This window comes from Aeromonas sp. 130281 (assembly GCF_056642115.1).
Genome location: NZ_JBWVQS010000001.1, coordinates 320,403 through 342,617 on the forward strand (window position 1 = coordinate 320,403; position 22,215 = coordinate 342,617).

Genomic DNA, 22,215 nt, shown 5'->3' on the forward strand with positions numbered 1-22,215 from the left:
GGAATGGACAGTGATCGCTCGGGCGGCAAGGGCGCCGCGCTGGATGAAGAATTTACCCATTACCTTGTGGCGGATAAACTGACGACATTGAACTTGTTTATTTACATGGATGAACATATGTCCCGCGCCTTCGACCCCGTTCAGCTCGGCAGCATAGAGCTCTTTTGCAAGGCGGCCGAGCTTGGCAGCTTCACCGCCACGGCGCAGGTGCTGGGGGTGACGCCGGCCTCGGTGAGCCGCTCCATCCAGCGCATCGAAGCCAGGCTCGGCGTCAAACTCTTCAATCGCACCACCCGCAGCGTGCGCCTCACCCACGACGGTGAGCTCTATCGGGCGCAGTGCCAGCAGGCCCTCGATCAGATCGCCGAGGCCGAGCGGGCCATCACGGGACGACAGCGCCACCCTAAGGGGCTGCTGCGCATCAGCGTGGGCACCGTCTATGCCCACCATCGCCTGGTGCCCCTGCTGCCGGGCTTCATGGCGGCCTATCCCGAGATCGAGCTGGAGCTCAATGTCTCGAACAGAAACATCGACTTCGTGGAGGACGGTTACGATCTCGCCATTCGTCTGGGTGAGCCGCGCGACTCCCGGGTGATCGCCCGCAAGCTGGAGGAGGCCAGCGTCGGGGTCTTCTGCTCCCCCGACTATGCCGCTCGCCGTCCGCCCCCGACCTCCCTGGCCGCGCTGCACCAGCATGAACTGATCCAGTTCATCACCCCCAGCACGGGGCGCCCCTTCCCCTGGAGCTTCATCGATGAGAAGGGGCTGCCGGTCGAGGTCAGTCTCCACAGTCGGCAGCGGGTGCTGGAGGATGTGCTGGCGGGTCTTGGCTGGGCGGTGGCTGGCGGGGGTCTGTTCCAGATCTACCATTTCGTGGCGGCAGAGGCGCTGTGCCAGGGCAAGCTGGTGGAAGTCATGACCCCCTTTGCGGGGCGATCCCGCCCCTTCTACGCCCTCTATCCCCAGCACCGCCACCTCTCTGCCCGGGTGCGGGCCTTCGTGGATTACCTGCTGGCGGCGGTGCGCCCCTGAGGCAAGGGCCCCTCGCCCTTTCCTTTCTCCATACCTGTGCACCAGGCTGGCCTGATTTCAGGCCAAGCCTGATGGCGCCCACGGCGCCGGCTCTGGACACCATGGCTGCCGGAATAAATAAATATGCAGAGAAACCAGCATAAGCCTCGCGCCATATATGAACTTGTCTGCTGTTTGTATGAAGCATCGTGCTGCTGAAATTTTTCTGTGAGCCACCTCCCGTCGTTAAACCCAAGAGCCTATAACCTTGACCCGAACAATAAAAACCTGACGCGTTCCGGTTTATTTCACCATGCATCACAAAGGAGTGTCACATGTATAAGAAAGTGAAACTGGCGGGCATTATCAGCACCCTCATTCTCTCTGCCTCTGTATATTCTGCCGAGATGACGGTGGGCTTCTCTCAAATAGGCTCTGAGTCCGGCTGGCGGGCGGCGGAAACCTCGGTCGCCAAGAGCGAAGCGCAAAAACGCGGCATCACCCTGAAAATTGCCGATGCCCAGCAGAAACAGGAGAACCAGATCAAGGCCATTCGCTCCTTCATTGCCCAGGGGGTGGATGCCATCTTTATTGCGCCCGTGGTGCAGACCGGTTGGGATCCGGTATTGCAGGAGGCGAAAGAGGCCGAGATCCCGGTGTTCCTGCTGGATCGAAACATCACGGTGAAAGATGACGGCCTCTTCATGACCGGGGTCGCCGCAGACAGCGTCCACGAAGGGGAAGTGGCGGCCCAGTGGCTCATCAAGCAGCAGGATGGCAAGGCCTGCAACGTGGTGGAATTGCAGGGCACTGTGGGGGCCAGCGTGGCACTGGATCGCAAGAAGGGCTTCCTCGACACCGTCGCGGCGGTGCCCACCATCAAGATCATCCGCACCCAGTCAGGGGACTTCACCCGCAGCAAGGGCAAGGAGGTGATGGAGAGCTTCATCAAGGCGGAGAATAACGGCAAGAATATTTGCGCCGTCTACGCCCACAATGACGACATGGCCATCGGTGCCATCCAGGCCATTAAAGAGGCCGGGCTGAAACCGGGCACGGATATCAAGATCATCTCCATCGATGGGGTACCGGATATATTCAAGGCGATGATGGCTGGCGAAGCCAATGCCTCGGTGGAATTGACGCCGAATATGGCAGGCCCCGCCTTCGATGCCCTGCTGGCCTATAAGAAGGATGGCACCCAGCCCCCCAAACTTATCAAGACGGCATCTATTCTGTTCGAGCCAGAGAGTGCCGAGGCCCAGCTCGCGCTGAAAAAAGACATGGGTTATTAATGCCGCTCGCCCGCTGAGCCAGCCTGTTAAATAACACGCCATATCGGCAACGTTGCGATATGGCGCGTTATATCGGAGAGCCCCTATTCATGTCAGAAAATACTCAGGATGTGCTGTTGAACGCCCGCGGTATCTGCAAGATCTTTCCCGGGGTGCGTGCCCTGCATCAGGTGGACTTCTCCCTGCGCCGGGGAGAGATCATGGCGCTGCTCGGCGAGAACGGCGCCGGCAAGTCCACCCTGGTCAAGACCCTCACCGGCGTCTACCAGCCCGACGGGGGGCGCATCGAACTCGATGGCGTCCCCATCTCCCCGACGGACACAGCCCACGCCCAGTGCCTGGGGATCGGCACCGTCTATCAGGAGGTCAACCTGCTGCCGAACATGTCGGTGGCGGACAACCTCTTCATCGGCCACGAACCCCGCCGTTTCGGGCTCATCGACAGAGCCGCCATGGCCCGGCAGGCCAGGGCCATCATGGCGGGATACGGCTTCGAGATGGATGTCACCCTGCCTCTGGGTCACTACTCGGTCGCCATGCAGCAGATAGTGGCCATCGCCCGGGCCATCTCCCTGTCCGCCCGGATCCTGATCCTCGATGAGCCCACCGCCAGCCTGGATGCCAGCGAGGTGCAGATGCTCTTCTCCCTGATGGGGAGCCTGCGGGATCAGGGGGTGAGCCTCATCTTCATCACCCATTTTCTCGATCAGGTCTACGCCATCAGCGATCGCATCACAGTGCTTCGCAACGGCGAGCTGGTCGGCATCCGCGACACGGCCGCGCTGCCACAACTGGAGCTGGTCAAGATGATGCTGGGGCGCGAGCTTGACGACAACGCCCTCAAGCGGGCGGGCAAGACGTTGCGCAGCAACCAGCCCACGGTGTCGTTTAGGGGCTACGGCAAGCGCGGGGTCCTGGCCCCTTTCAGTCTCGACGTCATGCCAGGGGAGATAGTGGGCCTCGCCGGCCTGCTCGGCTCAGGTCGTACCGAGACCGCCGAGCTGATGTTCGGCATAGTGCCGAGCGACAGCGGCGAGTGCCGGGTGCGGGGCAAAGCGGTGACCATCCGCTCTGCGCGCCAGGCGGCCGCCAACGGTTTTGGTTTCTGCCCGGAGGATCGCAAGAGCGCCGGCATCATCGCCTCTGCCTCGGTGCGCGAGAACATGGTGCTGGCCCTGCAAGCCCAGCGGGGCTGGCTGCGCCCCCTGCCTCGCAAGGAGCAGGACGAGATCACCGCCCGCCTCATCGCGCAGCTGGCCATCAAGACCCCGGGGCCGGAGCAACCCATCCAGTTTCTCTCCGGGGGCAACCAGCAGAAGGTGCTGCTGGCCCGCTGGCTGCTCACCAGGCCCCAGTTCCTGATCCTGGACGAGCCCACCCGGGGCATAGACGTGGGAGCCCACGCCGAGATCATCCGCCTCATCGAATCCCTCTGCGCCAACGGGCTGGCACTGCTGGTCATCTCCTCCGAGCTCGAGGAGCTGGTGGGCTATGCCGATCGGGTGATCGTCCTTCGCGACAGAAAGCAGGTGGCAGAGCTTGCGACGGACGCCCTCAGCGTCCCTGCCATCATGAACGCCATTGCATGTGAGGCCTGATATGACGTCATCCACCCTCCCCCTCCCTGGCGGGCCGACGCGCCCCCGCAGAGCCCTGCCCACGGGCTCGGCCCAGTGCGCCGCCCTGCTCTGCGTGCTGCTCGTCAATGCCCTGGTCGCCGACAACTTCTTCGCCATCCATATCCAGGATGGGCGGCTGTTCGGCAGCCTCATCGACATCCTCAACCGCTGCGCCCCCGTGGCCCTGCTCGCCCTCGGCATGACCCTGGTGATCGCCACCGGCGGCATCGATCTGTCGGTGGGGGCCGTGATGGCCATCAGCGGGGCCACCATGGCCAGCCTGGCCACCGGCGGTCACAGCCTGCCGGTCATCGTCGCCGCCGTGCTTGGGGTGGGTTTGCTGTGCGGCCTGTGGAACGGCCTGCTGGTGGCGGTGTTCAAGATCCAGCCCATAGTCGCGACCCTGATCCTCATGGTGGCGGGCCGGGGCATCGCCCAGCTCATCACCGAGGGGCAGATCATCACCTTCAACAACGAGGCCCTTGCCTGGATCGGCAGCGGCGCCCTCTGCTATCTGCCCACCCCGGTCATCATCACCCTGGGGATGGCGCTGCTGCTCTGGCTGCTGACCAAGCGCACCGCCCTCGGTCTCTTCATCGAGGCGGTGGGGATCAACATCAGGGCCGCCAAGAACGCCGGGCTCAACACTCCCATGGTGGTGATCGCCACCTACCTGCTGAGCGGCATCATGGCCGCCGTCGCCGGCATGATAGTTGCCGCCGACATCCGCGGGGCCGATGCCAACAACGCCGGACTCTGGCTCGAGATGGACGCCATCCTGGCGGTGGTGATTGGGGGCACCTCCCTGATGGGCGGGCGCTTCAACCTCGCCCTCTCCCTGGTCGGCATACTGATCATCCAGGGGGTGAACACCGGGATCCTGCTCTCCGGCTACCAGCCCCAGTGGAACCAGATCGTCAAGGCCCTGGTGGTGCTGGCGGTGCTGGTCATGCAGTCGCCTGCCCTCAACCACCTGTTCCAGCGAGGGACTCGCCATGTTTAAACGCAACCTCCCCCTGATGGTGACCATCATGGTCTTCGTGCTGGGCTATCTGCTCTGCCTGGCCTCCTTCCCGGCCTTCATGTCCACCCGCATCATCTGCAACATACTGACGGACAACGCGTTTCTCGGCATAGTGGCGGTGGGCATGACCTTCGTCATCCTCTCGGGGGGGATCGATCTGTCGGTGGGGGCCGTCATCGCCTTCACCGGCGTGCTGCTGGCCAAGCTCATCGGGGATCTGGGGGTCAGCCCCATGCTGGCCATCCCCCTGGTGCTGGTGCTGGGAGCAGGCTTTGGCGCCCTCATGGGCTGGCTCATCGACACCCTGAAGATCCCCGCCTTCATCATCACCCTGGCGGGCATGTTCTTCCTGCGAGGGGCCAGCTTTCTCATCTCCGAGCAGTCCCTGCCCATCGATCACCCCAGCTTCACCTACCTGTCGAGCCTGTCGTGGAAGCTGCCGGGGGGCGGGCGCCTGAGCCTGCTGGCCCTCATCATGCTGGCGGTGGTGGTGCTTGGCATCCTGCTCGCCAACCGCACCCGCTTTGGCAACAACGTCTACGCCATCGGCGGCAACGCCACCTCGGCGGCCCTGATGGGGATCTCGGTGCGCCACACCACCATCCGCATCTACCTGCTCTCCACCACCCTGGCGACCCTGGCGGGCATCGTATTCGCGCTCTACACCTCGGCGGGTTATCCGCTCGCCGCCGTCGGGGTGGAGCTCGATGCCATCGCCGCCGTGGTCATCGGCGGCACCCTGCTGAGCGGCGGGGTGGGCACCGTCTTCGGCTCCCTGTTCGGGGTGCTGATCCAGGGGTTGATCCAGACCTACATCAACTTCGACGGCACCCTCAGCTCCTGGTGGACCAAGATCATCATCGGCCTGCTGCTGTTTAGCTTCATCGCCCTGCAGCGCCTGCTGATCCTGGTCTCGGAACAGCGCAAGGCCGGCAAGCCCACCCCCTTCAAGCGGCAGGTTGCCGTCGCCCCCCTTGAGTGAAACCGTCGCGGGGCCTGCGCCCGGTCAACCCAGGCAGAGGCCCCGCGATAACACGCCTTTATGGTGGCCGGGCGCGAATATTCGCCCGCCCCGCCACCCAGTCCCCCTGACCCCCGCAAAGGCACGCGGGGAAGCCGCTCGGGCAAGATGGCGGCCCCGATAGAAGGCAGCATGGATAACCAATAAATCATGAGTGATGGATCACCGGCCATTCATTACCACGCGGGGATAGCCGTCCCTTTATAGTATTTGTCCAGCGCCGCCTTGACGGCCTCATTCTGATAGGAGGCCACCAGGGTTTTTACCCAGGGGGCGCTTTCATTGCCGCTTTTGACCGCGATGAAATTATTGTAAGGATTCTCTTCTGCGGTCTCGGAATAAATACGTTGCTGCTGGCTCAAGCCGGATTTCAATGCCCAGTCCGTATTGACCACGGCGGCATCCAGATCATCCACGGAGCGCCCTATGATGCCGGTATCCAGCTCCCTGATCTGCAATTTCCTGGGGTTGTCGATAATATCCGTGGTGGTCGCCAATATGCCCGAGCCGGGACGCAGCTTGATGACGCCGGCCGACGCCAGCACCCGCAGCGCACGCCCTTCATTGCTGGGATCGTTGGGCACCCCTATGATGGCCCCTTTCGGCAAGGCGCTGACCGCATTGAATTTCTTCGAGTAGAGGCCGATGGGCCACACCGCCGTATTGCCGACCGGCACTATATGATAACCGCGGCTCTTCACCTGATTGTCCAGATAAGGTTTGTGCTGGAATGCGTTGGCATCTATTTCGCCATTTTCCAGTGCCTCGTTGGGCAAGATATAGTCATTGAACTTGACAAGCTCGATATTCAGCCCCTGTTTTTTGGCCTGTGCAGACGCAACGGCCCACACATCTTCATCCTCTCCGCTCATGATACCCAGCCGTATGGTTTCCCCGGCGCTGGCATATCCTGCAATGATGGCGGCAACCAACGGCGTCAATTTAAATAGGGTTTTCAACATAGTTGTGTCCTTGGTAATAAGTGATGACGCCCCCGAGATTACGGGGGCGACGCAAGGAGCACAAAGCACAAGATATCCCTTGGATATACCCAAATTGACGAACGCCGGAGCAAATAAAATAGCCCGACGTCAGCGGGCTATGTTCAATCGGTTCATGGCTTCAGCAGCCAGGCTCACTACTCCATGTTCTGGTCTCCATGGCTCACCAGCGGGCGATTGCCTGCGAGGCGCCGCAGCAGCACATAGAAGAGCGGGGTCAGGAACAGACCGAACAGGGTCACCCCTATCATGCCGGAGAAGACCGCCACTCCCATGGCCGATCGCATCTCGGCGCCGGCGCCACTTGCCAGCACCAGGGGCAGCACCCCCATGATGAAGGCCAGCGAGGTCATCAGGATGGGCCGCAGCCGCAGCCTGGCGGCGTCGATGGCGGCGGCCAGCGGCGCCCGTCCCGCCAATTCCAGTTCACGGGCAAACTCCACGATGAGAATGGCGTTCTTGGCCGAGAGCCCCACCAGTACGATGAGCCCTATCTGGGTGAAGACGTTGTTGTCCCCCCCAGAGAGCCAGACCCCAGCCATGGCCGAGAGCAGCCCCATCGGCACGATGAGCAAAATGGCCAGCGGCAGCGTCAGACTCTCGTACTGGGCGGCCAGCACCAGGAACACCAGCAGGATGGCAAGCGGGAAGACCCACAGCGCCGAGTTGCCAGCCAGGATCTCCTGATAGGTGAGTTCGGTCCACTCGAAACCTATGCCCTGAGGCAAGGTCTCGGCGGCGATGCGTTCGATGGCGGCCTTGGCCTGCCCCGAGCTGAAACCAGGCGCCGGCCCGCCACTGATATCGGCAGAAAGGAAACCGTTGTAGCGCATCGCCCGTTCAGGACCGACTGTGTGATCCACCTTCATCAGGGCCGACAGGGGGATCATCTCGCCCGAGAGTGAACGCACCTTCAGTTTGCCGATATCATCGGCATGGCTGCGATAGCTGGCATCTGCCTGCACCCGCACCGAGTAGGTACGCCCGAACTGGTTGAAATCGTTGACATAAAGCGAGCCAAGATAGACCTGCAGCGTGTTGAAGATATCGGTCACCTCCACCCCGAGCTGATGGGCACGGGTACGGTCGATGTCGGCAAAGAGCTGCGGCACATTGATCTGCCAACTGCTGAAGAGCCCGGTCAGCTCGGGAGCCTTGGCCGCCTTGGCCAGGAAACCTTGTACCGCCTCATCCATCTCCCCGTACCCGAGCCCGCCGCGATCCTCAAGCTGCAACTTGAAGCCCCCCGTGGTGCCAAGCCCCTGCACGGGGGGCGGCGGGAACATCACCACCACCGCCTCCTCGATGCCGGCGAAAGCCTGGTTCAGTTGCGCCGCCACCGCCATGCCGCTCTGATCGGCGCCTCTGCGCTGCTCGAACGGCTTGAGCATGGCGAACACCACCCCGGCATTGGGGCTGTTGGTGAAGCCGTTGATTGAGAGCCCGGTGAAAGCAAGGGTCCCCTCCACGTTCTCATTGCTGGCCATGATAGCCCCCATCCGCTCGATCACCCTGTCGGTCCGATCCAGGGTGGCACCATCCGGCAGTTGGGCAAAGCCAATCAGGTACTGCTTGTCCTGGGAGGGCACAAAGCCCCCGGGCACGCTCTGGAACAGGCCATAGGTCAGCACCAGCAGGCCGGCAAACAGCAGCAGCGTCGGGGCCTTGCGTCGCAAGATCCCCTGCACGCCGGCACCATAGACGCGGGCGCCGCGCTCGAAGCCGCAGTTGAAGCGCGCAAACAGTGGACCAAGCAGCCGCTCCATGCCTCGCGTCAGCGCATCCTTGGGCTCGCCATGCCCCTTGAGCAGCAGGGCCGCCAACGCCGGCGAAAGGGTGAGTGAGTTGATGGCCGAGATGACGGTGGAGATGGCGATAGTCAGGGCAAACTGGCGATAAAACTGGCCGGTCAGCCCGGTGATGAAGGCCAACGGCACGAATACCGCACACAGCACCAGGGCAATGGCGATGATGGGGCCGGAGACCTCCCGCATGGCGCGGTAGGTCGCCAGGCGTGGCGACAGTCCCCCCTCGATATTGCGCTCGACGTTCTCCACCACCACGATGGCGTCATCCACCACTATGCCTATCGCCAACACCAGCCCAAACAGGGTCAACGCATTGAGGGAGAAGCCAAACAGCAGCATGACGGCGAAGGTCCCTATGATGGAGACAGGCACTGCCAGCAGCGGAATGATGGAGGCGCGCCAGGTCTGCAGGAACAGGATAACCACCAGTACCACCAGGGCGATCGCCTCGAGCAGGGTGTGCACCACAGAGTCGATGGAGGCGCGCACGAACTGGGTTGGATCGTAGGCGATACGGTACTCGAGCCCTTGGGGCATGGTCTTGGCTATCTGGCTCATGGTGCTGCGCACCTCGTCGGAGATCTGCAATGCGTTGGCGCCCGGAGCCTGGTGGATGCCGATGCCGACCGCCGGCTTGTTATTGAGTTTCGAGCGCACCGAGTAGTCGGCCGCCCCGAGCTCGATACGGGCGATGTCACGCAGGTGCGTCACCGCACCGCCGCCCGACTTGACGATGATGTCGCCAAACTCCTCCACGCTCTCCAGCCGGCCCCGAGCATTGACGGAGAGCTGCAGCTCGGTACCCGGCAGCGCCGGCGACCCGCCGACCACCCCGGCCGCCGCCTGAATGTTCTGCTCACGCAGCGCCGCCACCACATCGCTGGCCGCGAGGCCACGGGCGGCTACCTTGTCGGGATCAAGCCAGATCCGCATGGCATACTCCCCACCGCCAAAGATGGCCACGTCCCCCACCCCCTGGATCCGGGCCAATCGGTCACGCACATTGAGCAGCGCATAATTGCGCTGGTAGTCGATGTCATAGCGATCCTCCGGTGAGACCAGGTGCACCACCATGGTGAGGTCCGGGCTCGCCTTGACCGTGGTCACCCCCAGGGTACGCACCTCCTCGGGCAGGCGCGCCTCGGCCTGAGCCACCCGGTTTTGCACCAGTTGCTGCGCCTTGTCCGGATCCGTGCCAAGACGGAAGGTGACGGTCAGGGTCATGGTGCCATCCGTGGTGGACTGGCTGCCCATGTAGATCATCCCCTCGACCCCGTTGATGGACTCCTCGAGCGGCATGGCCACCGATTCGGCGATCACCTTGGGGCTGGCTCCCGGGTAAGTCGCCCGCACGACCACCTGGGGTGGCACCACCTCGGGATACTCGGAGATGGGCAGAGCATTGACTGCCACCAGTCCCGCCAGCACGAACAGGATGGAGATAACGCCGGCGAAGATGGGCCGGTCGATGAAGAACTTGGAAATATTCATGGTGTGACTCTGATGCAATGACGCGGCCATCAGCCGCGACTGGCCGTCCGGGCTTGGGTGGTCGTGAGTGCAGTGGGCTCAATCGGGCTGGGTGCCAGCAGTGTGCCGGGTCGCACCCGCTGCAGACCATCGACGATGACTCGCTCCCCGGGCTGCAGGCCACGGGTGACGATACGCTCCCCCTCGACACTCATGCCAAGGCTCACCTCGCGGTACTCGGCGCGGTTCCCCTCGCCCACCACCATGACGAATTGCTTGCTCTGATCCGAGCCGATAGCCCGCTCGCTCACCAACAGGGCGTCGACCTGACGGGAAGATCCCAGCCTGATCCTGGCAAACTGACCAGGGATCAGGCTGCCGTCCCGGTTATCCAGCGTGGCGCGAACCCTGAGGGTGCCGCTGCCGGCGTCCACCTGGTTGTCGATAAATTGCAGACGCCCCTCCAGTGGCGTGCCCGTCATTCCACTGGTGCCAAGCTGTACCGGGGTGTCATCGATCTGTTCGCGCGACACCTGCAACCGATCCAGGGTCGCCTCGCTCACATCGAAGCTGGCATAGATGGGGGAGACCGAGACCAGCGTGCTCATGACAGGGGCCGTCGGTCCCGCCGCCACCTGGTTGCCCACAGTGATGTCGAGGCGGCCGATCCGCCCCGAGATGGGCGCCCTAACCCGGGTGTAATCGAGGTTGAGCCGAGCCGCTTGCAGGCTCGCCTCGGCGCCGCGCAAGTTGGCAACGGCTTCCAGCTTGGCGTTGTGCAACTGATCGAGATCCCGCTGAGCGATGGCGCTGGAGGCAATCAACCGTTGCGCACGCGTCAGATCGGATCCCGCCTGAGCCAACCGGGCACGCGCAGCCTCGACCACCGCCTCGGTCTGGGCCACCTGGGCTGCATAGGGGGCAGGGTCTATGGTGATCAGCAGGTCACCGCGCACAACCAATGCCCCTTCCCGAAAGTGGATCCCCTGTATGGTGCCGGCCACTCGGGGCCTCAGCTCCACCCGTTCCACCGACTCCAACCGGCCGGAGAACGCCTCCCACAGCTTGATGCGATTGGGCATTATCCTGCTCACGGAGACAGGCACAGCGGCCTCGGCCATGGCTGGCGCCTCGGCCTGGCTCTGGTGGGTATAGAGGGCAGCCCCCAGGGCAGATGCCACCGAGAGGGCCACCAGATAGGGCGCCGCACGCCGCGCAGTAAAACCTGTTCTGGCAGTCATATTCACATAGTCCATTGATGGGGAAGTTCGACGAGAGCAGATGGATTCATCCGCTCTGAAAATAAGGGGGCGATATTCTGGTCAGTTCTGCTGATGGCAGCAAAAATGCGGGCAGGCCCAGCAGACGAAGCCTGCCCGCAAAACGAAGCACAAAGGGACTGAGCGGTTTATTCCTGACCGCCACCAAAACCGAACGGCACGCGATACTGCGCCTGTTCAGTTCCCAGACTCAGACGCAGATCACCCTGTGTCTTTGCGGGCAGCACGACCCGCTGCTGGCCGGACATCCTGGCCGGAACCCGTGCCAGCAGATCGCCAGCATCGTTGTATACCTCGAGGGCATCGCCCATGTGCTGTCCGGCGCCTTGAGGCTGCCAGTTCACGATCAGAGCGCCGGGGATGGCGTTGATCTTGGCAGGGATGGCGGCCATGGCCAGAGGGGCACTCATCAGGCCGAAGAAGGCCAGCAGTGTGATTGCGTGTTTCATCATCATTCTCACATCGTCAATGGTGGAAGGCCCGCAGGCCAGAACGACGTCTCCTTGTCGGCCATGCCAGAGACACAGTGTCGCGCCAGGCATGGTTTCGCTGTACACCGCCCCATGGCGGTAATGCGGTGAGCACCGAGTGGTGTTCAGTGACGGCAGTGTACTGGTTGTTGGATAACGTGATTAGACGGGATAATCAGAATGGGTTTATGAGAAAATCTCATTAATTTACGCTAGTAATGATGCCGAGTCGGCGGTTACCCTGCCGGCACGCACCTCCCCCTATCACACCTTCGGCAGGGCAACTCATGGCAAAAACCAACTACAACGACTTGATCTCCTTCATGGCGGTGGCAAGAGAAGGCAGCTTTACCCGCGCGGCGGCTCACCTGGGGGTATCCCAGTCCGCCCTGAGCCACGCCATGCGGGGGCTGGAGGAGCGACTGGGCATTCGGTTGTTGACCCGGACCACGCGCAGCGTCTCCCCAACCCCGGCGGGCGAGCGGCTGCTTGAACGCCTGCAGCCGCATTTTGAGGGGATAGAGGATGAGATCTCGGCGCTCAATGAGCTCAAGGACAAACCCGCGGGCTTGATCCGTATCACTACCGCCGAGCATGCGGCAGACACCTACCTGTGGCCGCGCATATCGCCGCTGCTCAAGGAGTACCCGGACATTCAGGTAGAAATCGATATCAACTACGGCCTGACCAACATAGTCGAGCAGAAGTTTGATGCGGGGATCCGGTTGGGGGAACAGGTGGAGAAAGACATGATTGCGGTGCGTATCAGCCAGGATATGCAGATCGTCGTGGTGGCCTCCCCCGACTATCTCTCCCGCAACCCGGCCCCCCACACCATTCAGGATCTGGCGGCTCATCAATGCATCGGCCTGCGGCTGCCCACCTATGACAACCTGATGCTGTGGGAGTTTGAGCAAGATGGCCAACCCATCAAGGCCCATGTACTGGGTCAGTGCATCTTCAACACAGGCACGCCCGTACTGCGCGCCGCACTGGCAGGCCACGGTCTGGCTTATCTGCCTTCAGACATGGCTGACCCCCATCTGGCCACAGGGGCGCTGATCTCGGTACTGGCCCCCTATTGCCCACGCTTCCCCGGGTATCACCTCTACTACCCCAGCCGGCGCCAGAACTCTCCCGCCTTTCGGCTGTTCCTGGACGCCGTGCGCTTGCGGGCATGATGCCTCCCCTCTCCGACCATGGGCACTGTGTTCCCTCAGCAGGAAAAACGGTTGGCGGCGAACCGCGCCACCCACCGTCTGTCATCTCCCGACGCCATTGCTGATTGCCCTGGTCAGACGTCGAGCTTGCGCTGGGTCAGCCACTCCACCATGGCGGGGTCGCGGTGAGAGAAGAAGGCGCTGGTCGCCGTATCCAGCGCGGCTATCTGCACCATCTCGTCCTGACTGAGTTCGAAGTCGAGGATGTCGAGGTTCTCCTCCATTCTCTCCTTGCGCACCGACTTGGCCAGCGACGCTATGCCGCGCTGGAAGATCCAGCGCAACACCACTTGTCCCACGCTCTTTCCCCGTTTCGCGCCGATGGCGGTTAGCACCGGGTGCTGGAACAGACCATTTCGGCCCTCGGCGAAGGGGGCCCACGCCTGTGGCTGTATCTGTCGACTCTGCATCCAGGGGGCGGCATGCAACTGCTGGTTGAAGGGGTTCACCTCTATCTGGTTGACGGCAGGCACCACCTTGTTGAACGCCATGAGATCCGCCAGCCGATCCGGCTGGAAGTTGCTGACGCCGATTGCCCGGATCTTGCCGCCTTGCTGCAACTCCTCCATTGCCCGCCAGGCGCCGTGGACATCCCCGTAGGGCTGATGGATGAGATAGAGATCCACATAATCGAGCTGCAGGCGATTCAAGGAGCGCTCGAACTGCGCCTTGGCTCCCTCGTAGCTGGTGTCTTGCAACCAGAGCTTGGTGGTGACAAAGAGCTCGTTGCGCCCGATGCCGCTCTGCCTGATCCCGTTCCCGACCTGAGTCTCATTCTGATAGGAGGCGGCGGTATCGATCAGCCGATAGCCGGTGTCTATGGCCTCGATGACGGCGCGCTCGCACTCTGCCGCGTCCGTCATCTGGAAGACACCAAACCCCAGCAGGGGCATTTCTATACCGTTATTGAGTCTGACTGTGTGCATGACTATATCCTTCCGATAGTGTGTACCCAGCATAACGCAAGGGGATTGACGAGATTAGACCCGGGATCTTGCTAGGGTTTATTAGCAATATTCATGAATCGCGTCATTACCCTTGCTGTCTCCCCTGGTTATTGCAGACCCTTCTCTTTCAGGAACTGGCTGACCAGATCGGCGATCTGCACATTGTTCAGATCGGAGAAGGGGAAGTGGGTGTTGCCCTTGATGCCGATTTCGGGCAGGTGAACGACGGTGACATCCCCCCCGTGCTGGTTGACCTGATCCCGCCACTGGCGAGCCATCGCCAGCCTGACTCGCCAGCTGTCCTGGGCGGGCATGGCGGTCGGTTTGTCCGGGATGTTGTCCCCATACAGGATCAGCACCGGGATCCTGGTCAGGCTCATGAACTGCGCCATCGCCACCGGCTCCCCCTTCAGGGTATCGAACGCGCTCGGCATGGGGGCTGGCAACGCCTGCTCAGGGAAGAGGAAGCCACTGCCTGGTTCGAACGCGACTATGGCCTTCACCTTGTTGCTTTTTATGGCGGTATGCCAGCCAGGTCCGCCCCCCTGGGAGTGGGTGAACAGGATGGCAGGACCACTCTTGTCCAGCACCGCCGCCATGGCATCGGCGATGACGTTGGCATCAAAGGGCCCTGTGTTGGGGGTCATCTGGCGGAAATACTGGTTCAGCACCGCCTGATCCTGCGAGAACTGGACGCCGTTGAAATAATCCGGCCAGACGCCGAGACGGAACTGGTTGAACCACAACTGCTCATCCGGATTGGGGGCCACTGTCCCCTCCACCATGCTGCGACCCGCGCTGCCCCTGCGGGGTTGATCGACCAGATAGGTCGCAAACCCCCGGCGCAGGAACAGGGTCTGGAAACCTTCCCGGCCATCCGGCGTGGTCTGCCAGGTACGGGAAGACTGGCCAGCGCCGTGGAGCATGACGATCGGATACGGGTGCGGGTTGGACGGGATTTGATAGAAGACGCTGGCGTGATCCCCATGGTAGGTCTGACCGGCAGGGTCCAGTGGTTTCCTGGGGTCGAAGGTGCCCGGTGCGGTGACGACGGCGCCCCCCGCAGCAAAGCTGCCTTGCTCCTGGATAACCAGGGGATCGGCATGGGCGGGTGCCACCAGCACCCCCGCCAGCATGCAAAAAAGCAATGATTTACTGAGTCTCTTCATGGTTGTGTTCCCTTGTTTGGCCTGTGGCCTCAATCCTGTTTACGTATATGAGCATCACCTGTCGCCCTCACGACGATGACCTGTCTGCCTCGCCCAAAGATGAGATCAACTCCCTCCGGCCTCCAGCCACCGGGCGACTGTCTCGGTCGTTCGCCTTTCCTGATCGCACTCCATGATCAGTGGCGCATCTCGCCTGGCACCTGACGCCAGTCTGGCGAGTACCGCCTCGCTATCCCCGATGCCATAGCCACCGTGGGTGATGAAAGGCACGAGTCGCTTACCCGCCAGATCATGGCCGCTCAGGAAGCTCTTGACCACAGGGGGAACCGTCATCCCCCAGATGGGAAAGCCGACATAAAGGGTGTGATAGCCCGCCATGGTGGCGGACTGTTTCAGCGCAGGAGTCAGCCCAAGATCCCGCTCACGCTGCGCCTGCGCGACGGTCTGGAAGTAATCCGCCGGATACGGGCTCGCTGGCGCTATCTCGAACAGATCGGCTTGCAGCGTGCGCTGGATCACTCCCGCGATCACCCGCGTATTGCCGCTTCGGGAGAAATAGGCGACCAGGATACTGCCGTTGGGTTGTCGCGCCTGCGCGCTGGCGATGGCCTGCCCCAGGGGAAGGTTCACCAGCGTCAAGCCCGGCAGCGCCGCCAGCAGCTTCCTTCGGGTGGGGTCATGGTGATCTGACATGCTGCCTGCTCCTTGGTAACGTCCACTGCCCTATTTGGTCGCGGCCAGCGCCTGCTGCAGTGCCTTCTGTGCCCGGGTGGCGGCATCGACCTCGCCCTGTTCGCGCAGCAGTTGCACCACCTGATGCAGTTGACCGGCGCTCAGGCCGACCCGTTGGCTGGCGCGCATATGGGACAGCAACTGGGCCTCCACCCCTGGCATGGAAGCCAATGCCCCTACCGTCGCCAGTTCACGGCTCTGCCAGTCCAGGTTGTCGCGAGCAAAAATATCGCCAAACAGGTGCGTCTGCAGGTACTGGTTGATCACAGGGGCAAACTCAAAGAGCGGACCCTGTACCGGTGCACCCGAGATCCTGGTCTGGTTGGCAGTCCCCACTCGGCGCAGTTCATCACCGACCGGGATGGGGGTGACGGGCTCTTTTCCGAGAGGATCGTTGATGCCCCGTGCCTTGCGAGCCTCGACAACCTTCATCAACTCATTCAAGGCATTCAGACTGCGAGGAAAACCGGCATAAGCATAGAGCTGAACGAGCACCTCCTTGGCTTCATTCACCGTCAACCCGGCATCCAGCCCCCGATTGAGGGCATCTCGCAGTCTCTCCATGTTGCTGGTCGCCATCGCCGAGGCGATCAAGGGAATGGCCTGCTGGCGCGTGGTCAGGGTGTCGGTCACGGATCCTTGCTGGCTCACCTGGGTGGCACCCTCATTGGCGGCCACCCCGTAGGGCAGTCCGGTGCCAAGGAGCAGCAGCGCCGCTGCCGTGATCGCCTTAATCTGCCTGGTATTGTTCATCTGTCACCTTCTCCATCCATTCAACACTCTTGCCATCCACATTGCCGGTCACCGCCAGATGCGTCATCGCACTGCCGGGGGTGGCACCATGCCAATGCTTGACCCCGGGTGGGCAGGAGACGACATCACCGGGACGGATGATCTGTACCGGTTGACCCTCCTGCTGGGTCAAGCCGACCCCCGAGGTCACAATGAGCCGCTGCCCTGCCGGGTGCCTGTGCCAGGCCGAACGCGCACCGGGCTCGAAGGTGACATGAGCACCCGATACCGGGATAGCCTGGTCGGCCGTGAAAAGCGGATCGACCCGGACCCGGCCGGTAAAGTTGTCCGCCGAACCGTACACCGCCGCCTGGCTGCCCGCGACGGCGATGCCGGTGGCTGCTCCTTGCTCCGCCGCAATGGCGACGCAACTCATAAGCGGCAGCAGCAGAGCGAAATAACGCATTTTTCCTAACATGAAACGAGATCCCTTTAGTGAGTGAGCCTGGGGTTAAACCACTGCCATGCTAGCAAGCACGAGATGTCGTCAGGCTGACCCCAGGCTGACGTTCCCGTCAGGATAGACCGAGCATGGAAGGCGCCAATTGCCTCTCCAGCGCGGGAGCTGACTCATGATCCCGCCCCTTCTGTGGGGACAGAGCAAAAGTGAGTCCAAAGGTATTGACCCCCTCCTCGCTTTGGGCAAACACCTCTCCCCGGTGCATGATCGCCACCGCCCGGACAATGGACAGCCCCAGGCCATGATGGGTGTCGCTGCGGGTCCTGGCTGAGTCAACCCGGTAAAAGCGTTCAAACAGGCGAGACAGATGGGCAGGGGCAATGGGATCGCCGGGGTTTGAGACAGCGACCCAGGCCTGCTCCTCGCGCTGGCTCAGTCTGACGGTGATGGTTCCGTGGGGCGGTGAGTGCCTTGCCGCATTCTCCAGTAAATTGGCGAGTGAACGGTGGAACAGGCGCCGGTCGATATGAGCGCTCACATCCCCTTCCACCTGCAATGAGAGCCGCTTTTCGGCGAGGGAGGGCTCCACATACTCCACCGTCTTGAGGGTCTCTTCCCGCAGCGAAACCCGCTCCAGTTGGGAGGCATGCTCCCCCGCATGGGCATGGGACAAAAACAGCATGTCGTTGACGATGGAAGCCATCCGCTCGAGCTCCTCCAGATTGGAGCCGAGCAAGTCGCCCAGCTCCTCTGGCGAACGCCTGCGGGATAACCCCAGCTGAGTCTGGCCAATCAGATTCGTGAGAGGGGTCCGCAGCTCATGGGCCACATCGGCATTGAAGCTCTCCAGTTGCCGCCATGCCACCTCCTGACGTGCCAAGACGCCGTTGAACGAGGAGGCCAGCTGCTGCAGCTCCTCGGGCAAGGCGTCTGTGTCCAGCCGCTGACCATGGTCTCCCGGCGCCAGTCGATGGGCCTGCTGACTCAAGGCCCCTACCGGGCGCAGACCAATCCGGGCAACGCCATACCCCAGCAAGGCGACCATCAGCACGCCAAGGAGAGTGATGATCAGCAGCGTGCGGGTAAAGGCGTCCAGTGTGCTCATATAGGGGGTCGAGTCGATGGACACCACATAGCGCAGCTCGGGCCTTTCCCCATTGGCGGGAATGGTCTTCACCAGCAGGAAGAGCGAGCAGGCCTCCTCCGAGGCCCCGGGCAGTTTGTTGAACCCCTCCTTGAGAGCGTCCCAGGCTACCCCCGATGGCGGTATGCCTCCCACCCTGAAGCGGGGATCGTCGCTGACAATCCAATAGTGGACACGGTTCCCCTCGGAGCTGGCCAGATTGGTGAACTTGCTGGCCAGCACTGACCACCCTTCGCTAGAGGTGCGGGCACTGATCCAGGGGCTCATCAAGGATTCACGAAACGACAGCTCGTTGTGCATCTGCTTTTGCAAGGAGTCATGGAGCGAACTCCTCAGCAGCAGACCGGATGCCGAGACGATCAGGACGGCACTCAGGGCAAACATCAGCGCCAGGTGTCCGGAGATGGAGCGTGTGAACATCTTGTTTCCTCCCCTCAAGGGTGCAGGTCCGGCCTGACTTCGAGCACATAGCCCATGCCGCGCACCGTGTGCAGCAACTTGACCTCGAAAGGCGCATCTATCTTGGCTCGCAGCCGTTTTATCGCGACTTCCACGACGTTGGCATCACTGTCAAAATTCATATCCCAGACCTGCTCGGCAATCATCATCTTCGAGAGGATCTCCCCCTGATGGCGGGCCAGCAGACTGAGCAGGGAAAACTCCTTGGCGGTGAGCTCCAGCCGGTGGCCGGCGCGCGACACCCGACGCGCCAGCAGATCCAGATGCATATCGTGGATCTGCAACTGGGTGATGTCCGCGCCATCGGCCCCGCGACGACGCACCAGGGCCTGGATACGGGCAACCAGTTCAATGAGCGAGAAGGGTTTGGGCAGATAGTCATCGGCCCCCAGACGCAGCCCCTTGACCCGCTCGTCCACGGATCCGCGCGCAGAGAGCATCAGCACCGGTGTCTGCTTGCTCGCGCGAAGCCCCTCCAGCACCCGATAGCCATCCATGCCAGGCAACATCACATCCAGAATGATGGCGTCATACTCGTACTCCAGCGCAAAATGGAGCCCTTCGGGCCCCTCGGCGGAGACATCGACCATGAAGCCCGACTCTCCCAGCGCGCGACAAAGATATGACGAGGTCTTCTCTTCGTCCTCTACCAACAACAGACGCATGGCATCCACTTCCTTATATCCAGGGCTCGCGCTCATGGCAGGGATGAACAGGGTGCCAACGGGGTCGACTTCCATTCATCCCCGCCATCGGCCAGCAAGTCAGCGCTTCGGTGGGGCTTCCACATCGGAATAGGCCTGCACCGCGTCCGGCAGACGCTGTCCCTTGATGACGATGGCATCCAGAGATAGGGTGAGCTCCGTCATCTCGGCAGCGCTCAGCTGGATCGCCGCTGCCGACGTATTTTGCAGCATGTGGTCCATGTTAGTGGTGCCCGGGATAGGCACAATCCAGGGCTTCCTGGCCAGCAACCAGGCCAGCGCTATCTGCCCGGGCGTCGCACTCTTGCGTTCAGCCCAGGTTTTCAGTACGGCCACGAGCCCAAGGTTATGTTCCAGATTTTCGGGTGCGAAGCGCGATTCCGTCCCCCGGAAATCACCGGGGGCAAAGCGGGTATTCTTGTCGATCCAGCCAGTCAGGAACTGCACCCCCAGCGGGCTCCACGGCACAAACCCTATCCCCAACGCTTCGCAGGTCGGCAGCACAGACTGTTCCGGCCCCCGCCATAACATCGAGTACTCACTCTGAACCGCCGTGACGGGGAGCGCTGCATGGGCGCGTTTCAAGGTGTCGATCCCCATTTCAGACAGGCCCCAGTGCAACACCTTCCCTTGATCCATCAGATCTTTCACCGCGCCAGCAACATCCTCGATAGGCACGAGGGGATCGACCCTGTGCTGATAGAGCAGATCGATACGATCCGTGCGCAGGCGCTTGAGCATTCCCTCGACGACTTGCTTGATGTGCTCGGGCCGACTGTTGAGCCCGGGACGCCGCTCACCGGTCTGTTGATCGATGTTCCAGCCAAACTTGGTGGCGATGACGATCTTGTCTCTGAAGGGCGCCACGGCCTCGCCCAGGATCCGCTCCACTTCGAAGGGGCCATAGGCCTCGGCGGCATCAAAGAACGTCACCCCCTGCTCAAAGGCCCTGCGCACTATGTTGACCATTTCGGGGCGCCAGGGGACGGAGGTGTCATATTTGCGGCTCATGTTCTGCACCCCCAGCCCGATGGCCGAGACGTCAAGTCCGCCCAGCTTGCGCCTTCCTGGTCCGGCAACGAGCTGACCTGCGCCATGGGACTGTGGGGATGGCTGAGCCCCGTTGACCTGGGGGATCAACGAGGCCGCGGCCATGCCGGCCCCCGCGATCAGCAACTTGCGTCGCGCCGGCATCGCGGGTGCATCGAGCGTAAACACTGCTGGTTTGCTCTCCATAAGAGACTCCTTTTATGACCAGACGGGTGACGAAGACCACTTCGTATTGCCACATCCTATTGATTCGTTACCAACATTCCCCTGACAGCAAGCTGACAGCCGTGTCAGAAATCCAGGCCAAGGCCACCACCTGACTGACAGCATTGTCATTTCCCCGTCATGGGGCTGACAGCCCCCTCCCCTTACCCTTGTCCGGCAATATCCACCGCGTGCCTCTGGAGCCAGGCCGCCCTTACCCTCGGGAGTCCACATGAAACAGACCTTTCTCAATGCCATGGTGCTGACGGCGCTGGCAGGCTTTGCCGCCACCGCCCAGGCCGCCGATCACAGACAAAATCCGTTTACCCTGGCCTATGAAGGGGCCATCACCGAAAACATCCAGGGCAGGGTCAACCTCCACCCGGTGAAATATGACCTCCATGGCATCCAGATAGCCGCGAATGTCTATACCCCTGCCGACTATGATCCCGCCAAAACCTACCCGGCCGTGGTCGTTGCCCACCCCAACGGGGGGGTCAAGGAGCAGGTCGCGGGCCTCTATGCCCAGCGCCTGGCAGAGCAAGGCTACATCGCCATCACGGCGGACGCCGCCTACCAGGGGGCCAGCGGAGGCATGCCCCGCAGCGTCGATAAACCGGCAAACCGCATCGAGGACATTCACGGCATGGCGGATTACCTCGGCCAATACCCCGGCGTTGACAAGGAACGCATCGGCCTGCTTGGCATTTGCGGCGGTGGCGGTTATTCCTTGAAAGCGGCCCAGACCGACAAGCGTTTCAAGGCCCTGGCGACCCTGAGCATGTTTGACTCCGGGCTGGTGCGTCGCAACGGATATCAGGATTCTCAACTCGCCACCGTGCAAGAGCGCCTGAAGCAGGCCACCGATGCCCGCACCAGGGAGGTCACCACGGGTGAGGTGAGCTACTCCGGCGATGCCAACCTGACCGACGAACAGATAGCCAAGCTGCCGTTCGAGCTGTACCGCCAAGGCTACGAGTACTACTGGAAGACCCATGCCCATCCCAATTCGACATTCCGCTACACCACCAGCAGCCTGCTCGACCTGATGAACTTCGATGCCCAGAGCAACATGGAGCTCATCAATCAACCGCTGCTGATGATGGCGGGAACCAAGGCGGACTCGCGCTACATGACGGAAAGCGCCTTCAAGAAAGCCACCGGCACCGCCAATAAAGAGCTGTTCCTCATCGAGGGGGCGACGCACATTGAAACCTACTGGGTGCCTCGCTACGTGGATCAGGCGATGAGCCGGATCGATGCCTTCTTCGACAAGAACATCTGACGGTGTATCGCTAGCCCGGATCAGGCACTGCACTGGTCAAGGAAACGGCACAGACTCTGGTAGGTTCGTTGCGCAAGCTGTATCAGCTAACCTGCTGGCCCTCAATGCAA

The 22,215-nt window shown here is 62.0% G+C and carries 19 protein-coding genes; 7 read left to right on the plus strand and 12 right to left on the minus strand.

Annotation, left to right across the window (positions count from 1 at the left end):
- The first annotated feature begins 117 nt into the window (after window positions 1-117).
- The 5 genes from AC1IN8_RS01485 to yjfF all read left to right on the plus strand — a co-directional run bounded on the left by AC1IN8_RS01485 (window position 118) and on the right by yjfF (window position 5,931).
- Window positions 118-1,032, plus strand: a complete 915-nt coding sequence (locus tag AC1IN8_RS01485; RefSeq protein ID WP_479757782.1) for a LysR substrate-binding domain-containing protein — start codon at window positions 118-120, stop codon at window positions 1,030-1,032.
- A 314-nt stretch (window positions 1,033-1,346) separates the two neighbouring features.
- Window positions 1,347-2,306 carry a galactofuranose ABC transporter, galactofuranose-binding protein YtfQ gene (gene ytfQ, locus AC1IN8_RS01490; protein ID WP_479757784.1) on the plus strand — a complete coding sequence of 320 codons (960 nt, stop codon included), beginning with the start codon at window positions 1,347-1,349 and terminating at the stop codon, window positions 2,304-2,306.
- Window positions 2,307-2,395: 89 nt separating this feature from the next.
- Window positions 2,396-3,904, plus strand: coding sequence for a sugar ABC transporter ATP-binding protein (locus tag AC1IN8_RS01495; RefSeq protein WP_479757786.1), 1,509 nt, complete (start codon window positions 2,396-2,398; stop codon window positions 3,902-3,904).
- Window position 3,905: 1 nt separating this feature from the next.
- Window positions 3,906-4,928 carry a galactofuranose ABC transporter, ATP-binding protein YtfT gene (gene ytfT, locus AC1IN8_RS01500; protein WP_479757788.1) on the plus strand — a complete coding sequence of 341 codons (1,023 nt, stop codon included), beginning with the start codon at window positions 3,906-3,908 and terminating at the stop codon, window positions 4,926-4,928.
- On the plus strand, window positions 4,921-5,931 hold the full coding sequence (gene yjfF, locus AC1IN8_RS01505) for a galactofuranose ABC transporter, permease protein YjfF (protein ID WP_479757790.1): 1,011 nt from the start codon (window positions 4,921-4,923) through the stop codon (window positions 5,929-5,931). The genes ytfT and yjfF overlap by 8 nt, the downstream gene beginning before the upstream one ends.
- Before the next feature lie 215 nt (window positions 5,932-6,146).
- Here the strand turns inward: yjfF and AC1IN8_RS01510 are convergent, their stop codons facing one another.
- From AC1IN8_RS01510 to AC1IN8_RS01525, 4 genes are all read right to left on the minus strand, one after another.
- Window positions 6,147-6,902, minus strand: a complete 756-nt coding sequence (locus AC1IN8_RS01510) for a MetQ/NlpA family ABC transporter substrate-binding protein (protein ID WP_479757792.1) — start codon at window positions 6,900-6,902, stop codon at window positions 6,147-6,149.
- Window positions 6,903-7,108: 206 nt separating this feature from the next.
- Window positions 7,109-10,270 carry an efflux RND transporter permease subunit gene (locus AC1IN8_RS01515; protein ID WP_479757794.1) on the minus strand — a complete coding sequence of 1,054 codons (3,162 nt, stop codon included), beginning with the start codon at window positions 10,268-10,270 and terminating at the stop codon, window positions 7,109-7,111.
- A gap of 29 nt (window positions 10,271-10,299) precedes the next feature.
- Window positions 10,300-11,490, minus strand: coding sequence for an efflux RND transporter periplasmic adaptor subunit (locus tag AC1IN8_RS01520; protein WP_479757796.1), 1,191 nt, complete (start codon window positions 11,488-11,490; stop codon window positions 10,300-10,302).
- Window positions 11,491-11,657: 167 nt separating this feature from the next.
- Entirely contained in the window at window positions 11,658-11,978 is a 321-nt protein-coding gene (locus AC1IN8_RS01525) for a hypothetical protein (RefSeq protein WP_479757798.1), read from the minus strand.
- Between the two features lie 308 nt (window positions 11,979-12,286).
- On the opposite strand from AC1IN8_RS01525, the gene AC1IN8_RS01530 reads away from it, so the two are divergent.
- The gene (locus tag AC1IN8_RS01530) at window positions 12,287-13,180 is read left to right on the plus strand and encodes a LysR family transcriptional regulator (protein WP_479757800.1); all 894 of its coding nucleotides are present in this window, start codon (window positions 12,287-12,289) and stop codon (window positions 13,178-13,180) included.
- Window positions 13,181-13,293: 113 nt separating this feature from the next.
- Here the strand turns inward: AC1IN8_RS01530 and AC1IN8_RS01535 are convergent, their stop codons facing one another.
- The 8 genes from AC1IN8_RS01535 to AC1IN8_RS01570 all read right to left on the minus strand — a co-directional run bounded on the left by AC1IN8_RS01535 (window position 13,294) and on the right by AC1IN8_RS01570 (window position 20,802).
- On the minus strand, window positions 13,294-14,145 hold the full coding sequence (locus AC1IN8_RS01535) for an aldo/keto reductase (RefSeq protein ID WP_479757801.1): 852 nt from the start codon (window positions 14,143-14,145) through the stop codon (window positions 13,294-13,296).
- 128 nt (window positions 14,146-14,273) lie between these two features.
- On the minus strand, window positions 14,274-15,335 hold the full coding sequence (locus tag AC1IN8_RS01540; protein ID WP_479757803.1) for an alpha/beta hydrolase: 1,062 nt from the start codon (window positions 15,333-15,335) through the stop codon (window positions 14,274-14,276).
- Between the two features lie 105 nt (window positions 15,336-15,440).
- Entirely contained in the window at window positions 15,441-16,028 is a 588-nt protein-coding gene (locus tag AC1IN8_RS01545) for a flavodoxin (RefSeq protein ID WP_479757805.1), read from the minus strand.
- A gap of 30 nt (window positions 16,029-16,058) precedes the next feature.
- Window positions 16,059-16,820 (minus strand): carboxymuconolactone decarboxylase family protein, encoded by a 762-nt coding sequence (locus AC1IN8_RS01550; RefSeq protein ID WP_479757807.1) that lies wholly within the window; start codon window positions 16,818-16,820, stop codon window positions 16,059-16,061.
- Window positions 16,798-17,277 (minus strand): (R)-mandelonitrile lyase, encoded by a 480-nt coding sequence (locus AC1IN8_RS01555; RefSeq protein ID WP_479757809.1) that lies wholly within the window; start codon window positions 17,275-17,277, stop codon window positions 16,798-16,800. The genes AC1IN8_RS01550 and AC1IN8_RS01555 overlap by 23 nt, the downstream gene beginning before the upstream one ends.
- Window positions 17,278-17,374: 97 nt before the next feature.
- Window positions 17,375-18,823 carry a heavy metal sensor histidine kinase gene (locus tag AC1IN8_RS01560; protein WP_479757811.1) on the minus strand — a complete coding sequence of 483 codons (1,449 nt, stop codon included), beginning with the start codon at window positions 18,821-18,823 and terminating at the stop codon, window positions 17,375-17,377.
- A 14-nt stretch (window positions 18,824-18,837) separates the two neighbouring features.
- A complete protein-coding gene (locus tag AC1IN8_RS01565; RefSeq protein ID WP_247626249.1) occupies window positions 18,838-19,527 on the minus strand; it encodes a heavy metal response regulator transcription factor in 690 nt (229 codons plus the stop codon).
- Between the two features lie 99 nt (window positions 19,528-19,626).
- Complete coding sequence (locus AC1IN8_RS01570; RefSeq protein WP_479757813.1) at window positions 19,627-20,802, minus strand: aldo/keto reductase; 1,176 nt, start codon at window positions 20,800-20,802, stop codon at window positions 19,627-19,629.
- A 250-nt stretch (window positions 20,803-21,052) separates the two neighbouring features.
- On the opposite strand from AC1IN8_RS01570, the gene AC1IN8_RS01575 reads away from it, so the two are divergent.
- The gene (locus AC1IN8_RS01575) at window positions 21,053-22,105 is read left to right on the plus strand and encodes an alpha/beta hydrolase (RefSeq protein WP_202045447.1); all 1,053 of its coding nucleotides are present in this window, start codon (window positions 21,053-21,055) and stop codon (window positions 22,103-22,105) included.
- The last annotated feature ends 110 nt before the right edge of the window (window positions 22,106-22,215 follow it).

What these genes read in the sequence shown, in the direction of transcription:
- AC1IN8_RS01565 (WP_247626249.1), bottom strand. Translation starts at nt 19,527, where the DNA reads ATGCGTCTGTTGTTGGTAGAGGACGAAGAGAAGACCTCGTCATATCTT.
- ytfT (WP_479757788.1), top strand. Translation starts at nt 3,906, where the DNA reads ATGACGTCATCCACCCTCCCCCTCCCTGGCGGGCCGACGCGCCCCCGC.
- AC1IN8_RS01485 (WP_479757782.1), top strand. Translation starts at nt 118, where the DNA reads ATGTCCCGCGCCTTCGACCCCGTTCAGCTCGGCAGCATAGAGCTCTTT.
- AC1IN8_RS01530 (WP_479757800.1), top strand. Translation starts at nt 12,287, where the DNA reads ATGGCAAAAACCAACTACAACGACTTGATCTCCTTCATGGCGGTGGCA.
- AC1IN8_RS01520 (WP_479757796.1), bottom strand. Translation starts at nt 11,490, where the DNA reads ATGACTGCCAGAACAGGTTTTACTGCGCGGCGTGCGGCGCCCTATCTG.
- AC1IN8_RS01545 (WP_479757805.1), bottom strand. Translation starts at nt 16,028, where the DNA reads ATGTCAGATCACCATGACCCCACCCGAAGGAAGCTGCTGGCGGCGCTG.
- yjfF (WP_479757790.1), top strand. Translation starts at nt 4,921, where the DNA reads ATGTTTAAACGCAACCTCCCCCTGATGGTGACCATCATGGTCTTCGTG.
- AC1IN8_RS01540 (WP_479757803.1), bottom strand. Translation starts at nt 15,335, where the DNA reads ATGAAGAGACTCAGTAAATCATTGCTTTTTTGCATGCTGGCGGGGGTG.
- AC1IN8_RS01515 (WP_479757794.1), bottom strand. Translation starts at nt 10,270, where the DNA reads ATGAATATTTCCAAGTTCTTCATCGACCGGCCCATCTTCGCCGGCGTT.
- AC1IN8_RS01495 (WP_479757786.1), top strand. Translation starts at nt 2,396, where the DNA reads ATGTCAGAAAATACTCAGGATGTGCTGTTGAACGCCCGCGGTATCTGC.
- AC1IN8_RS01550 (WP_479757807.1), bottom strand. Translation starts at nt 16,820, where the DNA reads ATGAACAATACCAGGCAGATTAAGGCGATCACGGCAGCGGCGCTGCTG.
- ytfQ (WP_479757784.1), top strand. Translation starts at nt 1,347, where the DNA reads ATGTATAAGAAAGTGAAACTGGCGGGCATTATCAGCACCCTCATTCTC.
- AC1IN8_RS01525 (WP_479757798.1), bottom strand. Translation starts at nt 11,978, where the DNA reads ATGAAACACGCAATCACACTGCTGGCCTTCTTCGGCCTGATGAGTGCC.
- AC1IN8_RS01560 (WP_479757811.1), bottom strand. Translation starts at nt 18,823, where the DNA reads ATGTTCACACGCTCCATCTCCGGACACCTGGCGCTGATGTTTGCCCTG.
- AC1IN8_RS01555 (WP_479757809.1), bottom strand. Translation starts at nt 17,277, where the DNA reads ATGTTAGGAAAAATGCGTTATTTCGCTCTGCTGCTGCCGCTTATGAGT.
- AC1IN8_RS01535 (WP_479757801.1), bottom strand. Translation starts at nt 14,145, where the DNA reads ATGCACACAGTCAGACTCAATAACGGTATAGAAATGCCCCTGCTGGGG.
- AC1IN8_RS01570 (WP_479757813.1), bottom strand. Translation starts at nt 20,802, where the DNA reads ATGGAGAGCAAACCAGCAGTGTTTACGCTCGATGCACCCGCGATGCCG.
- AC1IN8_RS01575 (WP_202045447.1), top strand. Translation starts at nt 21,053, where the DNA reads ATGAAACAGACCTTTCTCAATGCCATGGTGCTGACGGCGCTGGCAGGC.